5 protein-coding genes are annotated in these 16,390 nt (G+C 59.3%); 4 read left to right on the top strand and 1 reads right to left on the bottom strand.

All coding sequences use genetic code 11. The features are described 5' to 3' along the window. Nucleotides 1-46 precede the first annotated feature (46 nt). From QA645_RS00665 to QA645_RS00680, 4 genes are all read left to right on the top strand, one after another. Nucleotides 47-442: an MbcA/ParS/Xre antitoxin family protein gene (locus QA645_RS00665; RefSeq protein ID WP_283047500.1), complete on the top strand. Its 396-nt coding sequence runs from the start codon at nucleotides 47-49 to the stop codon at nucleotides 440-442. 73 nt (nucleotides 443-515) lie between these two features. Continuing rightward, nucleotides 516-1,130 carry an RES family NAD+ phosphorylase gene (locus QA645_RS00670; RefSeq protein ID WP_283047501.1) on the top strand — a complete coding sequence of 205 codons (615 nt, stop codon included), beginning with the start codon at nucleotides 516-518 and terminating at the stop codon, nucleotides 1,128-1,130. Between the two features lie 493 nt (nucleotides 1,131-1,623). Next, on the top strand, nucleotides 1,624-4,011 hold the full coding sequence (locus tag QA645_RS00675) for a hypothetical protein (protein ID WP_283047502.1): 2,388 nt from the start codon (nucleotides 1,624-1,626) through the stop codon (nucleotides 4,009-4,011). Beyond that, nucleotides 4,008-5,303, top strand: a complete 1,296-nt coding sequence (locus QA645_RS00680; RefSeq protein ID WP_283047504.1) for an alpha/beta hydrolase — start codon at nucleotides 4,008-4,010, stop codon at nucleotides 5,301-5,303. The genes QA645_RS00675 and QA645_RS00680 overlap by 4 nt, the downstream gene beginning before the upstream one ends. Before the next feature lie 1,061 nt (nucleotides 5,304-6,364). Here the strand turns inward: QA645_RS00680 and QA645_RS00685 are convergent. Then, a complete protein-coding gene (locus tag QA645_RS00685; RefSeq protein ID WP_283047505.1) occupies nucleotides 6,365-16,282 on the bottom strand; it encodes a neuraminidase-like domain-containing protein in 9,918 nt (3,305 codons plus the stop codon). Between the last annotated feature and the right edge of the window lie 108 nt (nucleotides 16,283-16,390).

A 16,390-nucleotide genomic window follows, 5' to 3' on the forward strand; every position in this document is an offset into this window, starting at 1 on the left:
TCATAGACTAATTTGATTAAAAGTCCATAACGAGACGGGAGATGGTATGCAGCTACCAGACCGAGAACGGGAAGAAAGACGTCAGAACGACGCTGAAGCGGCCTTACGCGCGTTCTTCGGCATCGCGGAGAAATGGGAATTGTCGACGGAGGAGCAGATCAAGCTTCTCGGCTCGCCGCCCCGATCGACGTTCTTCAAGTGGAAGAAGGAAGGCGGTGCGATCCCTGCGGACACCGTTGAACGACTCTCACACGTTCTCGGCATCCACAAATGCCTGCGCATTCTCTTCACCGACGACGGCACCAGCGACGGCTGGGTCAGGAGGCCCAATCAAGCCCCGTTCCTGAATGGTCTCTCGGCGGTCGAGTTCATGACGACGACGGGACACGTCGCCGACGTCTTCAGGGTCCGATCGTATCTGGACGCGCAGCGCGGGGGTTGAATTGAGTCGCGTGCGAAACAGAAAGATCGATTGGTCGGCGTGCTTCAGGCTGATCCCGTCCCGATTCCCGCCCGTGCAGCTGTACGAGGGCGTGTCGGCGCCGCAGGATTGGGACGCCGTCAAACGCATCGAGGAGCTCACCAATCCGCGGCTGCGCAGAGGGGCGCTTCTTCCGGAGGATGAAGGAAAGGTCGATCAGAGCTGGTTGGTCGCTCCCTTTGCATATCCGGATCCTGAACCGTCTGCCTTCAGCGACGGGTCGTTCGGTTACTCGATCGTCGCCGAATCTCTTCACTCCGCCCTATTGCTCGCGATCTCACGTCGTGAGGTTTTTCTTCGCCGGACAGCCGAAGCGCCGACGCGACTCGTGATGCGGGTGATCAAGGTACCGCTGAAGGCAACACTGCAGGATCTCACCCACCTCGACCGCGACGACCCTTCGTTGAGAAGTCTCGTCGCAAATGCACGCGCCGCCAAATCGCACGGCGTACTCGTGCGCGGACCACGCGGAAAAGACGACCCGTTAGCCGTCGTATTGAGGCCCACCGCGTTCGTTCAGCCTGCATCGCAGACCGAGCACTATTGCTTCCTTTGGAACGGCGAACGGATCCATCAGCTGTTCCTGCTACCGGCAGAAACCAAAGTAATGGTGCCGGAAGACCTGATGAGGTCCGTCACGGCGGCATAGTCGCTCCGGCATCAAGCACTGGTCGCTTTACGCGCTAGCAGCACTGAAGAATAGGCACTCTCGGTGAGTATGGCGGAGAGGAAGGGATTGCCGCGCAGATCCAATAAATTCAATAAAATCAGAGGCTTATTTTCCGCCTAGATTGATCACATGTGCCAAGCTTGTACCCCGAAGTCGAGCCGATATCGCGCCACCCACATGGCTCAAAATAGGGTTCGGATTCGGCGTGGTGATCTGTTGCCTCTAGCGCGATATCTTTTTGAGGAGATTCTCTGCGTTGGCTGATTCACCCATGCAGCAATCTGCCGCTCAATTGACTTTCACCTTCCAGTCGAGTGCGGCCGACATGAGCGGCCCGGCAACGAAGGAAGGCCAGCCCCTTGACGCCGGCCGCGCGGCGACCAGACCCTGGCCCATTGACCATTATTCTACATCGTGTGATTGTTAGAGGAGCGCGCGCAACTGGAGAGTTCTCACATCTAGGGCAATAGCCATGGCCAAGCGATCACGCGTCGGTACGCAAAGCGCCCAGGCACCCCTCCCCCGCGTCGACGCCTCACGAGCGGCCCATCCTACTGCCGGTGGCCCGGCTACGGTTGTTCTTCGTACCCCGAAACGGACTATCCAGCTCCGAACCGCTGCGCCTGCCGTCGATCTCGCGCAAGCAGCGATGCAGTGGACCTACGTAGTGCGGAGCCGTCAGCGTTGGTCTTCCGCAGAAACCACGGCAAATCAGCAGGCAAGCGGGGCAGCGGACTTGTTGCAAGCGCTAGGTGTCGATCGCGACGCGCTCGCCGATTTGGCTCGGGCAGGCATGGTCGAGGTTTCGACCAAGTGGTTGGGGAGCGAGGAGACAGATTGGGCTGCTCGCATCTTTCCGTGGGAATACGTGATTGCGGGGGCGACCCGCAGCCTGCGAGGGGACCTGCCGCTCACCGTGATGCGTCACCTCGATCGCGGCGACAAGGCTCCTCCCAAAGACGCACTCAAGCGTGTGCTCTTCGTGGCAAGCGAACCAGGGCCGCTACGGGGCTACTACAGTTTCGACACTGAGCGCGAGCTTGTGAAGACTCACCTACAGGTGAACCCGGTCAATTGGCGCGAGGTCAAAAGCCCAACTGCTGCCGAGTTGACGGCTGCTGTATCGGAGTTCAAGCCCGACCTCGTTCATCTGGCGGGATTCGACACGCACGAGGCGCGCGCCGTGATCCGTCAATCCAGCAAACGCGCCGCAGCCGCGGAGGTCGACCCGTCAGGCCAGGATGGGGCCGATGAGCGTCAGGACGGTTATGTACTCGCGGGGCCGCAAGGTCTCCACCACGTCCGTTCCGAGGAACTCGGCCAAATTCTAACGTCCAAAGGTCATCGCCCACGGCTCGTTTCATTGAACATCAGAAATTCTGCTGCTCGTATCGCACCACTCATCGTAGCGGCAGGCGCTTGGGCTGCGATCGGTTTCCAAGACATCTTCGACGACGACCTAGCAGAACTCTTCTTCTCAGTCCTGTATTCGAGGTTAAGTCGATCAGGCTGGGATTTGACGAATGGCTTCCGCTCGGCTTGGGAACGCGTCCGCAGCCAACCCGGGACCCGTCAGGGGAGCGGTATTGTCCTTTGGAGCGCGACGCCACTTTTCGCGGCCGGTGGCGTGCTGACGGCACGTCGATCGGGCCAGCATTACACTCAACTCACGGAGCAACTGAGCAAGCAAGAGGAAACCTCTATCGAAGCCGATGAGGTCAAGGCCCGCGACGTCGGCAAATGGATCACAGTAGATATCGAGGCGATTCAGGACCTCAATTACTCGATGTTGCACAACCAGCGTTCTCTATTTAAACGCTTCATACTGACGTGCCCAAATCCCCATTCGCGAACTATCCGCCACGTGCGGGTCAGGGTGTCGCTTTATGCGGGGACAGAGGCGGCCGCTTTCGACCGCACGCTGGACTTACGTCCGCCCTCCATCGACCTCCAAGATATCCACGTACCGCTGACCTCGAATATTACGCGCTCAGTGCACGAGAGCGTTCGCACGAGCCTTTTTGTCGAAGTGACTTGGGGGGAACACGTTCTTTATCGCAATACGATTCCCGTGCGCCTCATTCCTGTGGACCAATGGCGTGACAGCGACGACGATCGCAAATGGCTTCCTTCATTTGTGTTCCCGCGAGACCCAGCAATTGTGCGGCTTGTCGACACCGCGCAGCGCTACGTGCGTGTCTTGCGCGATGATCCCGCCGCTGGGTTCGACGGATATCAGAGCTTCGATCGCAGTCGTCCCGACGAAACGGCAAGCATCGACCTGCAGGTGCAGGCCCTTTGGTCGACGATCGTGCATGAGTTGCGCCTGGGTTATATCAATCCACCCCCCGGCTACAGCAATGAGCTCGACTCGCAACGGCTTCGAACGCCATCGATGGTCGTGACCAGCAACTCCGGCACGTGCATCGATCTAGCATTGTTCTTCGCGGCGTGCCTTGAGTTAATTGACATCTATCCGGTCATCTTTCTCCTCGAAGGACACGCATTCCCCGCATATTGGCGCAGGTCAGAAGACCACGACCAATTCAGGAAGGCCCGCCCATCGCGGATTCATGAGATCGTCCAGGCCGATTCCCGAACCTCGACAATTTTCGGCGCGCAGCGAGATGCGTGGCTGCTCGGCAAGCCAACTTATCGCGAAATCGTGCAGTTCGTGAACGCCGGGAAGCTCGTGCCGATTGAGACAGTGCGGCTCACCGAAAACTGCGGGTTTGCGGAGGCTATAGAATCCGGACGCGACAATCTTCGCGAAGAGCGGGAGTTTGCCGCAATGATCGACATTGTGCTAGCGCGTGAGGAGCAGGTTACGCCGCTGCCGATCCTCGGAGAAGCAATATGATGCAGCGCGAACTCGACGCCGCCGTCGCCAAGCGTCTCGATAGCATCGTCGCCGAATATCACATGGCCGATCCACCGGACGCGGCGCGTGCCGGCCCGATGAAACGCCGCCGCGGCTTCGTTCCGCAAGATTACAGTGGCCTCGCAACACTCACGCTCGTGCGTGACGATGGGCTCTTGCGATGGGTCTACCAGCCTTCCGCGCGCGATCCGATGTCGCGACGGGCACGACGTGGCTCCATTCGCACGATTGGGGCCGAGCCCGTCTATGAGTTCAGCTTCAAGGAGACGCCGCCCAATCAGGTGATCTGGGCACTCGAACAATTGGACAATAAGTTGACGCCCGGGCAGGGTTTGAAGCGCTTGGAATCCGGGAAGTTCGAACCGGCCGATAAAGTCAAGATTGACGGTCGGGTATTGCTGCTCGTACACGGCACATTTAGCAAGTGCGACATGTTCATCGACGAACTCAACTCGATCGCATCCGGGAAAGATCTGCTGAATGCGGGGCAAAATCGGTACGAGGCCATCCTCGCCTTCGATCACCCGACGCTCTCGGTCAGCCCGTGGGCTAATGCGATCGACCTTGAGGAAGCGCTCGAGAATGTCACCGGCCCGATCGACGTGATTTGTCATAGCCGTGGAGGATTGGTCGTAGCTTGGTGGCTTCGGAATCCTAAGCGTCAGGTTGATAACGTTGTATTCGTCGGAGTTCCATTGGAGGGCACCAGCCTCGCCTCGCCGGCGAGTCTTCGCGGGGCCCTACAGGTGTTGGCCAACATCCTCCAAGGATTGGAGCATGCGAGCGCGCTGGCATCCACCGTCAACCCCTTTGCAGTCGCGGTGACAGGACTATCGAAGATCCTTGGTGGCATCTTGCGGCTCGGCGCCAACACGCCCCTCGCCGATGCAGCGGTGGTGCTGGTGCCTGGACTTGCCGGTCAGTCGCGTGTCGGAAACAATGCTGAGCTCTTGCGCCTGACCGGTCGGCGGTGGGCATCAACCCCGTCTTTCCACGCCGTGACTTCAAATTTCGAACCTTGGGACACTGACGCAGCATGGTGGGAGATATGGAAACATCTCAAAAACCCTGGGGACAAACTGCTCGACTTGGGCGCAGACATGCTCTTCAAAGACAACAACGACCTTGTCGTTGACACCCAATCCATGACCGTCGTCTGCGGTACCCAGATTACGCAAGTCCACAAGTGCGACTCTCGCAAGGTCCACCACTGCAACTATTTTCGTCAGGACGAGACAGTGGCCACCCTTAAAAGGGCACTGAAGTTATAGGGGACGCTCACGATGGGGCGAGGTTACGCTGTGCGAAGAAACGACCTCGCGCGGCGCCGTCCGCTTTTGCTGGTTGCGCATGATGGAGATCCCGAGACGCTATCAATTCGCCTGGGAAAAAAGCTAGTAGAATTCAGGTTCACCGGAAACTGCCTTTTGGACGGCAAACAGCGTCAAATAATTGGCTTCGCTGATCTGGGGTTGGTAAGTTGATGCTGGCAGTCATTGCGCTGGCTACTCTGAGCCTGATCCTAACGTTCGTAATTGCGGATGTCGCGTCGGGATACGGGATTGATGTATGCGCGCGTTTCCTTGAACGAGGCAACACTATCCCGTCCTCGGATGAGACGATTTCACTGACGAGCGTCATGGAATGGTCTCGCAAAAATCGGCGATCTGCGCATGCTTACGCGTTATATGTCATCCCGTGTGATCTACTGTTCTTAATGAGCTTTGGCGCGTTCCTCGCTCTGGCCTCTAGGATCTTACTGGCGCACCTAAATTGGATTGACTCACCGATTGTGGCCGATTGGCTTTGTTGGAGTGTTCCTTCCGCTTATATGTTAAGCGATGCGGTGGAGGACTTGCTCATTGGTGCCATTCTTTTGAAGCCTGACCTAAGCACGCCATTTGACTACACGCTTCTCAGATCTGCGACTTGCACAAAGAGATACTTAGCGCTGGCTTCTATTTTACAGCTCTTATGTCTTTGTCTTGCAGTTTATTGCTCTTATTAGTTTCCTCCGGCGGCAGCCGCCTTGTTTAGTTTCTTGGTCTTTCTGGGGATTATATGCTCAAGCGACGGGATCGGTTCGCACGCTTCATGGTTACCCCTCTTTCATAGCCGTATCCTCGTCCAGCTCATCGTGCCACATTAGCTTACCTGCGACCACCGCCGCCGCCGCTCAACTGATGTGATCACCTCTGCCCGCGAAATCGTCATAGCGCTTCCCCTAGGTTTACCCCTAGGACCTGCAGCGCTCGCGTCCATCAAACAAGGCGGCCCTCAGCGTAGGGATACTTAGCTTACCCCGCTGAGCGCAAACGTTCTTCATGGACGACTAGCCATTGCCAACAAGCGGAAAGCTTACCAGCAAACCGAGGGGAATCTCTTTATCGGTGCCCGTCCACGTAAAATCCCATTTGGCCCACTCGGCCTCGACCCAGGTATTCGACGATTCCCCCTTAGGCTTCCCCCCAGCGAACTCGAACGCCGGCTGTATTGGCTTGAGCGAATCCAGTCGCACCATCTCGACCTCGGTTGGCTGGCCGACCGGCATCGAGAAATAGGGAAGCCGATCCGCCAATCCATCAAGGGAAAGCACGCGCTTGGAGTCCTGCGTAGCGGTGAAACGGTGCCATTCGGCCGGGAACTCATCCTTGATGACAAATAGCCGGTGGGTGATCGGATTCGGATCTCCTTTCAGACGATTCTTCATCTCGTCGCGCCGAGTGGTTTCGAACTGCTTGCTGCCTCGCCGCGCCGTGTATTTCAGATGCATGATCACGTCGGTCAGGGTGCCGAAGTCGAGCTGCAGATTGTCTTGCCGATCGAGCTGCAGAGTCCAGGTGCTGATTGCACCGGCACCCTCGAATGGCAGATAGCGCTCATCGCGGAAATTGACCTCGAACAAGCCACTGTCGTTCTGCCCCGTGCTGGTCGCGATCGACTGGACGCTCGAGAAGTTGCGCAGCAGATTGTCCTCATCGCTCTCGTCGTCAGCGCGCTTGGGGAGCTTGCGAATCTGGCTCTTCGTCAGAGTCAGTGTGCAATTCACGCTCGCATAGGGTCCGGCCACGCACGGAAGGCTGAGGCTTACGCTTTTGATCCGACGGAAATAATGACCAGGATAGTCGAGATCGAACAGCCAGTCGGGAATGTCGATCTCGCATGTCCCCTTTTCCTTCAGGCGACGCAACGCGGTCGGGTCGAGGCGCACCAGCGAGATGTGCTTGGTGATCTCGAGCTCGCGCCGGTTTCGATCCATGTAATCGACCTCCAGCCGCTTCAGATCGAATAGCAGGTGGTCGGCAGCGAGCAGTCCCTTGTGCAGGCTGTTCCAGCTGTCGGGCCGCACATAGCCGTCGAACTCGCCACGGTCGTTGGGGCCCAGTTCGAAGTGGAAAGCACGTTCCACGCGCAAGGCAAATCGGTAGGCGAGTTGCCACGCCTGGAAATAGCTGGCCGAGATCTGGCCAAGCATCCAGTCGTAGAGGTCCTGGTTGGAGAACTTGCGATCTTTAAGGTAGGTAAGGATTTCCTGTGCCTGCTCGATTTGCTTGTCATGGTCGCGCAGTTCGTCTTTCGACATCTGCAAATGGATCTTTGCCGCGTCGATCTGCCGTTCGATCTGAGCAAGCTCCCGGTTCGCCAACCGCTCTTGCAGCTTCCAGTCATCCCAGCGCCGTGCGTATCCGGCCCTGGTGCCCACGGCGGCAGCAGCCTCGCGTTTCAAGCCGCCCATACCACCAGTGAATTGGCCCATGGCGCTGAGCGCGTTGCCGACGTTGATACCGCCCCATTTGACGTCCGTGCCCGGCGCGCCGCCGAATCCCCATGCGCCGATTGTGAAGTCCGGCAGCATGTGTGCAATATTGGCCCCGGTACTGAACACGAGGGCCGCCGTCTCGAACCGCGCCCCCTCCTCGTTGAGGTCGAGTGCGCTTTGCTCACCGCCGCTGATGTTTTGAATCGCGCTGTAGAAAAGCCGCCGTTCTTCCGTCGTGGCCTTCGCGTTATTCAATCCTTCCAGGCTGGCGTCTGCCTCTCGAATTGCCTGCAGCTTGATCTCGCGAACCAATTTCAGGAGGCTGATCTCGTGATTCGAGCGCAGCTGCGCCAGGCCTTCAGCATCTTTCTTCTCGATCGTCTGCAACAACGCGTTGCCAAGTCCCGCGACCATTTGCGTGAGCTCGGTCGCCTTCTGGGCGAGCGTCGGGAAGCGATAGTGCGGGACTTCGCCCGCGCCTTGGGCCAGCACGTCACCAATGCTGAGTCCGGCCGCCACTGCGCGCACAAGCAGTCCCGGATCGATCGGAGGCGCGAACAGAGCGAGACGGCGCTCGACACCTTCGATGTTCTGGCAGTGTCGGATTTTGTACAGCCGGTCTGCCACGGTGTCCCAATAGCCCATCAGCTTTTCGTTGCGCGGTATGCAGAAGTACGGGATCGTCGTCAGGCAGCCGGCGGGCAGCGGGGGCATGCAAGGCGGCCTCTGCTGAGTCGGCGGCTGCGGCGGCAGCAGGTTTTCAAGCTCGACCAGACTGTTTCCGAATGGATCGATGCCCTCCTGGTCCGGCCGCTCCCCAAGGATGACGCGTTCCAGCTCGCGGAAGGTCCGGCTGTGGAAGCTGCCGGGCGCCTTGACGATTCGGGGACGCGGGCCAAGCAGGCGCTCGGCGGTGACGTAAAGCTGCAGAGCAGCGTTCACCGACTCGCGTTCGTCCTGCCGGAACAGGAAGTCGCCCCATTGGATGAGCGCGTCCAGATAGCGCATGACCGTGGCCTTCTGAAACGCCACGGTGCGGCCTCGCGCCACCTGGTGCGGAACAAACGGATTCTGCCGCCAGTGCTTTACCTCTTGGATCCACTCGTCGCCGAGCCCGGCGTGGTCAGGATCTCCTAGCAGCCGCAGGATGGTCTCGATGCGTTGTCCGACATAACTGTCACGGTCCAGCGGTGTGTCGGCATCGCTCCGGCTTCTGAATGGCTTGGTCAGCCAATAGCGCCCAGGCCCCTTTGCGGCGGGAGGCATCGTGGCGTCTCCGTAGCCTTCCGGGGGTTCGGGGATTCCACTTGGATTGAAGACGAAGTGGAACCAGCGCAGTGCGTCCTCGAATTTCTGTCCCAGCACCAGCTTCTGCGAGACAAGCGAGGGCAGGTGATAAAAGACCTCCCAATTGTAGCTCGCATAACCATCGTTGCGATCGAACTGAAAGCCGACCGTTTCGACTGGATGGGGTTTGAGGACCACATCCTTCGGACCGAAAAGGCCGTTGAATTCGTGACCTCTCTGCTGCCACTCCAGCGGAGATGCACCCATCAGCCGCTCGAAACCACCCGCAGCGAGGCTGCGCTTCATCAGACACACGAACGGATGATAGAAGGCGAGAAAGCGCAGGCCAAAGCACCCGGCCAGCTGCTTTTTCAGTTCGGCAAAGGCATCCTTGGTCTTCTTCGGCGCGTCATCGCTCGTCCATTTATCGATCAGCTTCTGCCACGTCATCTCCTTGTCGCTCGCCGCGTCCCTCAAGTCTCCGTCGAGCGCATCGAGATTGGGAATGAGATTGCTGATCGTCGCTTCCTGCCCACCCATGAGCCGAAGCGACGGAATCGCCACATAGCCGCGTCGGCCATCCTCGTAGAAGAACGGAACAAATATGCCATTAGGCTGCCACTCCTTCGGCTCCTGATGCGCGAGCTTGAGCGCATCCATCAGGAAGTTGTCGACCAGAGTGGTTTGCTGGACGGTCGTGGCCTTGAAGATTCCAGGAGTCTTCTCGAACACCGTGGTCGGGGAGAAGTTATTTGCGAGCAATCCTTCGATGACGAAATTGTTTTCGGCATCACTTTCCTGTTCGATCCACCGTTGCATTTCGAAAGCCGAATGCCTGATGCGCGGGACGCTGAGCGGCGCTCCCGCCCCGATCTTGGCGAGACTCTCTCGCGGCACGAGTTCCGGATACCCCCTGCAGCCGGCAAGGTTAAATGCGCCCATCAAGATCGGCTCGGCGTTCGGGCCGGTCGGCATGAGTTCGCCATTCTCGCCCTTTCTGACAAGGCTGTACGCCAGAATGAAGAAGCCGACATCGGTTTTTCCCTCGGTGTCGAGAAAATAGCCTCGCGGCTCGCGGTCGCGAATCACGAAGCGACAGCGCAGGCGTTGCGCCGCCATGTCGACATTGGTCGCTATCACCATCTCCGTCTTCGGCGTCTGAATCGCTTCCTTCGAGACTCGTTTGGGCTGCCATAGGCCATTGCTGCGCTCGCTCACGGCCAACTGAATAGTCCAACCTCTTGGCGCTTTCGGAAGCTGCTGAGGGTTGGGGTCGTTGAGAGTTGTCACTTTGAACTGGGCCGATTCATCCACGATATCGACGAACACCGGCCACGCAATGTTCAGGCGATTGTTGCGCACGAACAGCAGGACGTGATCGGTGGCAATGTCGACCTCGATCTTTTCCCAAGGCGTCCAGTACTGCTCGTCAATAAAGCGACGGTAGAAATATGTCGGCGGATCGCCTCCTTTCGTGCGCGCCACGACGTGGAGGACCCGGCCTTCCCTCTTACCGTTCTCCTCATAAGGCGTCTCCTGGTAGTGGACCGCCATCACCTCCATGAAAGCGGCGTCGTCGAGTTTGTCGAGATAGGTGCGCGCGGCAACCTCGACGTTGCTGTCGTTCACCTCGGTCTGTAGCAGCGTCTGCTCGAATTCCTTGAAGAACTGCGATTTGTCGTCGCGCAGATCCGGCTCGATCCAGTTTTCGGGATAGAGAAAGATTTTCCGGTTCGCTTGCCAAACGCGGTAATTGCGCATCCAGGTCCACTCATGCCAATCCTGACTGGTCTGGGCATCGGCACGCGGATCGACCGATGGCTCCTGTCCCATTAGACAGCGCTGCGCGAACAGCTGAACTACCGCATGGGCCTGCACGATTCGCGACGTCGGCATGCAGGCGCACATCTGTGGATCGATCAGGAAGTGGTCGTAAAGATCGTTGACTTCGCGGAAGCAATGGTGGCTTGGATCGGCGATCAGGTAAGCCACCAAAGCATCGCGCTTGCGCTCGCGGATCGGATCCTGGATCTCCTTGAGAGTGTCGAGCCAGGTCGCGTCATCCGATTGATGTTTCAATAGTTGACGGAGCAGCAGGGCAAGTTCACGCGTCACGGTTTCGGCCGTGAGTGCCGGAAGATCGGAGAAGGCAATGCCAAGTTTCCCGATAAGCGCAGCAGCGCGCTCGAGCCGGGCATACGTCTTGGCCGTCTTGAAGGCGTCTCGCGGGAGGTCCAGATATTCGGCGACCTTGAACAGGTCCACCTCGGGCGACCCGAACAGCTGGTAGCAGACCGCAACGATGTCGCGGATGGCGTCGAGTCCGGTTGCCGGGTTGCCCGCAGCGTCCGAAGGAGGATCTGCAAGAGCGAGTTCGAGCGCCGTCGAACCGCCCAGTTTGACATTGGGGTCGCTCGGTGTCTCCGTTTGCGGATATTTGGCAATGAAGTCCAAGCCCCGAAGGAACGCCAGCCATCTTGCGAACGCCGGAACAAGCTCGCTCGCGTCTGCGGGCGGGGCCAGTGGTATCTCGTCGGGAGAGAACCAATCGAGGCGGTGGAATCGATTTCCCTCCGTAGGCTTTTTGGGATCGCGCCACAGTCCCCAGGTGAGCTGCTCGTCGGTCTGCAGGCGCAGAGCCTTGGCCAGTCCAGCCACCTTGTGCGCGAGGCGCACGGCGGTGAACAGCGGGCTCAACAAAGTCCGCCAGCCTTCAACCTCGGCAGCAGTCAATGGATCCGTCCAGGCGTCGATCTTCGTATCGGCAAGCACCGCATTGCGGAAGCGGCGTGGCCTGTCTTCCAGAGCGAGCACGCACTCATCAGTTGAGCAAAACGCCGCGTCGAAAAGCGCGACCGCGGCCTTGGCGGCCTCTGATGACGGATTCACGGGTCGCGGATCAGCGGCCCAGTCCGGTGCCGTCAGGATGTCGAGCAAAGGCGCGCCGTTCGCGGGCTGCCCATCCTTCGGCATCCGACACCCCGGCAGAATCGCGGATATCTGTTCGACGGGCGCACGAAGCTCCTGGCTCGCGATTCGGACGACGGTCTCCTGCCGCGCCAGGGCATCCAGGCGATCGAGCACTGCACTGACCAGCTTGTGCGTCCAGGTCTGATATTGGCGATGATTGATCTCCGAGGCCTTGGCTGGGTCCTCGGTTGTTTCGATCCAGCTTCCCGGCGCATTCACAGGTGCGCTGTCGGCAAGATCTCGAACGCCCGGGATTTCCCCGAGAGGCTTGCTCTTCAGCAGCGCTTGCAGTGTGTCCACATCGCTCGTCTTGGCGCGATCCTGCAGCAATGTCGCGATCTGTTGGATCTGGTCCGGCGAGAGCTCCTTGACGCGCGCCAGCACCAACTGCAGCTTCTGCAGGCACGTCTCCATTGCATCGCCGGGTTGTTTCTCCGACTTCCACTCGACGATTTCGCTGGCGAGCCGTGCGGCTGCGAGCTTGACGAACTCCACACGAACTTTCGCGAGCAGCCGCGCGATGGCCAGGTCCGGGATGACGCGCTTAGCCGCCTCACCTGCGTTTTCTGTCCGGTGCAGAAGCCAAAACCGAATGTCGGCAACTCCGATACGCTGCGCCTTCAAAAGCGTGACGATTTCCCACAGCTCGCGGGTCACGGCCGGAGATTCGAGCGCGTCCTTCATGTGTCGCATGGCGAGCAACAGCGTCAGATTGCGCATGCTCAGGCCGAGCTTCTTGGCCAGGCGGAACCAGGCCCAGATGCGCGAGAGATTGCGCAATGACAATTTCACCGGTTGTTTGTCGGTTCCGGGCTCGTTGCCGCAATAGGCCAGCCACGTAGCGAGTTGCTCGGCTGTAACGCCCAAGGCCCTTGCCACCGCCTCTGCGTGATCGGCGATTGTCTTTTTTCCCGCGGGCTTGTCGTCTGCCGGCGGACACAGGTTCTGGAGCAGGAACGGCGGATAGGGGTAGCCGTCCTCGCCCTTCTGCAGGAAGATGCGCCGATAGTCCGATGATTCCCCGAACACAGATAGATCGACAAACCACGCCGCGAGCTTCTCCGGCTCCATGTCGAGCTCGCGGGCGAGGCGGATAATGTCGCCCAGCGCGACAATGCAGTCGCTCGTGATCTCGCCCTTTCCGACCGCCGGAGACATGATTAGCCGATCGAGCAGGTCGATACCCCAGCCGAGTTTTCGCCGTAGCCGAAGAAAGCGATTGATGCGATCAAGGGCGGGAGCATCCAGCTCCTTGATATGCATTTTTTCGGTATCGCAGCGAGCGGCCGGATTGTCCGGCTCGTCCGGCTCGATGATCAGGATGCCGCGCGGGTTGATGTATTTCCCGGCTAGCAGCTCATCTAGTTCGCCCTTGCCGACCGGCTCCGTCTTCAATCCGGTCTTGTCGAGGAAGCGCCGCAGCTGAGACATGTTCTTGACGAGCGTCATGGGTTCTTCGGCCCAGAACTCGTGCTGGCCGTTCGGATCCGGCTTCGGCTCGGTGATGAGAGCGAGTTCGACCGATGTCAGGCCGAGGGCCTCGGTCGCGACTTTGATGCGATAATCCTCGCCGCCTAGCTCCGACCATTTCGCAAACGCGCGCATCGCGCTTGCGCGATCGGTTTCCATCCTGCTGAGATAGGCCGCCGTCTCCATGCGATCGGCGTCGAACGGCAACGCCAGGGCAAAGTGGCATTCCTTTCCCTTCAATTTCTCCACGGCACCCTGATTGACATATTCCGGCGCGGCGGCGATCTCCGCGGCGGTGCCGTAAGTCTGGCGCAACCGACTCACGAGCCAGGCTGGGCAACCTGCCTTTTCATCATCGGCGACCCGCTCGAACAGGATCAGTGCGCGCTCATCCCTGACCAGACGGTTATCCTTGGAGTCGGCCGTCACCTCTGCTTTCTCGGTAACTTCATGGAAACCGTCTGTTAGGAGATCATTCAGCACGGTCCCCGGAATCGGCCCCGGCTCGAGCTTAACATAGTACTTCTTCACCGGCGGACTGACGCGATCTTCGAGCAGCTCATTGACGAGATCGATGTAGGGAACCTCGGTCATCGCGTTGGCGCAGTTGAGGTCGAGGTAGCCGATATCGGACCGACGGCTCATCAGCACCTGGAACACCGTCTTGGCGCCCTGTGCCGACAGGCAGGGGGGCGGCCCCGCGGGCTTGCCGTTTTCGGCGGCGTTTTTCGCGTCGCCAGACGACGCGCTTGCATCCAGCCGCTTGAAATACTGCAGCACGTCGACGAGGTACGACGCCGGTCCATAGATCGAATCGCATTCGTCGCACGCACAGGCATCGAGCGACCCGAACAGCATTTCCCATGAGGGAATTGCGGTGACCTCGTCTCCCCCCGCCAGCACCGTGCTGACTTGCGCCTGTATCTTCGCACGATCGGCCTTGGTCGTAAGAGCATCGACATGCTGCGCGGTGGCGAGCGCGCGCGCCTCGCCGAAGGCATGCGCCGTGGCGTCGGCGCGCGCACTTGCACGATCGAACAGGGCCTTGGCCTTCTGCGAGAGCAGCGCCTGATCGTCCTCTGGACGCCCCAGCACAGCTACGTAGGCGCGCGTGAACCGACTCAGTCCGACCATCCGGATTTTCCACGCGCCGTCGAGCTTGTCCCACTCACCGTCCGGATCAGGACCGAGCAGGAATGCGATCTCGGCCGGATCCTCAGTCAGCAGAACGACCCGCTGCAGCGAGAGCAGCGCATCGGTGGTTTCCGTCTTCCACTTCATCGCCGCGGCAAGGCGGTACACGTTGCCGGAGCCCAGCCGGAATTCCTTCAGGGGGCTGTCCTGCGGCGAGTCAGGTTTTTGACCGTCGGCAACCAGCTGCGCGACATCGGCATAGGGTTTTGGAAGCTTCGCGCTGTCCAAAAGACGCTGCAGAAGCGGGTCGGCGCTGTTCTTGGTTCCGTCGCGGCAAAAACACCATTCCCCGTCGACGCTGTTATGGAATGGCTGCGCGGGGACCAAAGCCCGTTGTTGAGTGACAAAGGAGGCACGCAAATCTGCGAGCCCTTGCGCCAAGGTGTCATTCATGACTGCTAGTGGTGGGTCGAGATATCGGTTCTCGACGACGCCGGCTTTTACGCTATCCCTGATCGCGCCTACGAGCTCGGCCTCCGGAGATACGCCAAACGATTCCTTCCCGACAAATTCCGAGTAGAAAACAAGTTGCGCGAGAAGCTGGAGCCGCGCCGGCTGATTGTCGTCCGACGGGTCTTTCTTGTCTTTCGGTGCTTTTGGTGGCGGCCCGGCAAGCGATTCGAACTTCAGACTGACCTGGGCCTCGGGCGGAATCCGCCACGCCACGTAAAGCAGCTTCTGCAACCGCAACAGCCCGTAAACCAGTGCTGCATCGGGATTCACGCTCTTCTTGGTTGGCGTATTTAGTTTGCCGGCATCGCTGGCGAGAAGATGTGCGATGGCCAGATGTTCGATCCGCTCTTGCGGCGGCATATCCGCCAAGGCTCCAAGATTCGCCACGTCATCCGGCCGAAGTCGGGCGATCGCGTCGTCCTCCGTTCCTGGCTCGTAGGGTTTCAGCACCTTCAAGCCCTTCAGGACGAGATCGCGTACGCTGCCGAATTCATAAGGCGCGAGCAGCGCGGGGTTCACGTCAATATCGAGCCGGAGCACGAGCGCGGCATTTGGCGTGAACACGTCGGCTTGGACCGCCGTTTCCGCAATCTTGGTGCCGCGGTAGAATACCCTGACTTTCGGGCGCTGCGGCTTGCGCTCTTCCTCCGGCTCAGCCAGATCCAGATACAAGACGAAAGCGTCGTCAGCGCCGGTGATCGCCACATCCGGCCAAGGTTCGTCGTCCTGAAGTGCGCGCACGATCAGACCGGGATGATCAAGCTTCGGCCGCGTTGGCGGATCACCGGCCGCCGGCTTGGAGACATCGCGGAGCGTACCGATGATCTTCGCAAGCTTACGCTGACCTAGCAGTAACTCGTTAAGGCGCGCAGCCGTCGCGCCGTCAACATTCTCGCCAGGCTCGAGCTTTTGCGCGTCCCTGAAGCCCCGCACCACGCTCTTAGTAATCGGGCCATAGGTGGACGTGGTCTCTTCGTTGCCGTAATCTTTAAGGTTGTCCGGCTTGGGGACGGTCGAATCCTTGATGCCCCAGAGAAATTCGAGCGCATCCTGCAGACCGGACAAGCGATCCTTGTCGGGATGCGCGGGATCGTTGATCGGCAATATAGCTTTCATTTATTCCCCCTTACGCAAGCGACCGCATGCAGACGGAACGCATTGGTCTTCTATTCACGCCAGGTGTCTTCTCGCAAAATTGACGAACGTCATAAGTTATCCCTCAGA

This window comes from Bradyrhizobium sp. CIAT3101, from assembly GCF_029714945.1.
Lineage (GTDB): Bacteria > Pseudomonadota > Alphaproteobacteria > Rhizobiales > Xanthobacteraceae > Bradyrhizobium.

Bases quoted from the DNA above. Each gene is read 5' to 3' on its own strand.
- QA645_RS00680 (WP_283047504.1), top strand. From the start codon at position 4,008: ATGATGCAGCGCGAACTCGACGCCGCCGTCGCCAAGCGTCTCGATAGC.
- QA645_RS00685 (WP_283047505.1), bottom strand. From the start codon at position 16,282: ATGAAAGCTATATTGCCGATCAACGATCCCGCGCATCCCGACAAGGAT.
- QA645_RS00665 (WP_283047500.1), top strand. From the start codon at position 47: ATGCAGCTACCAGACCGAGAACGGGAAGAAAGACGTCAGAACGACGCT.
- QA645_RS00675 (WP_283047502.1), top strand. From the start codon at position 1,624: ATGGCCAAGCGATCACGCGTCGGTACGCAAAGCGCCCAGGCACCCCTC.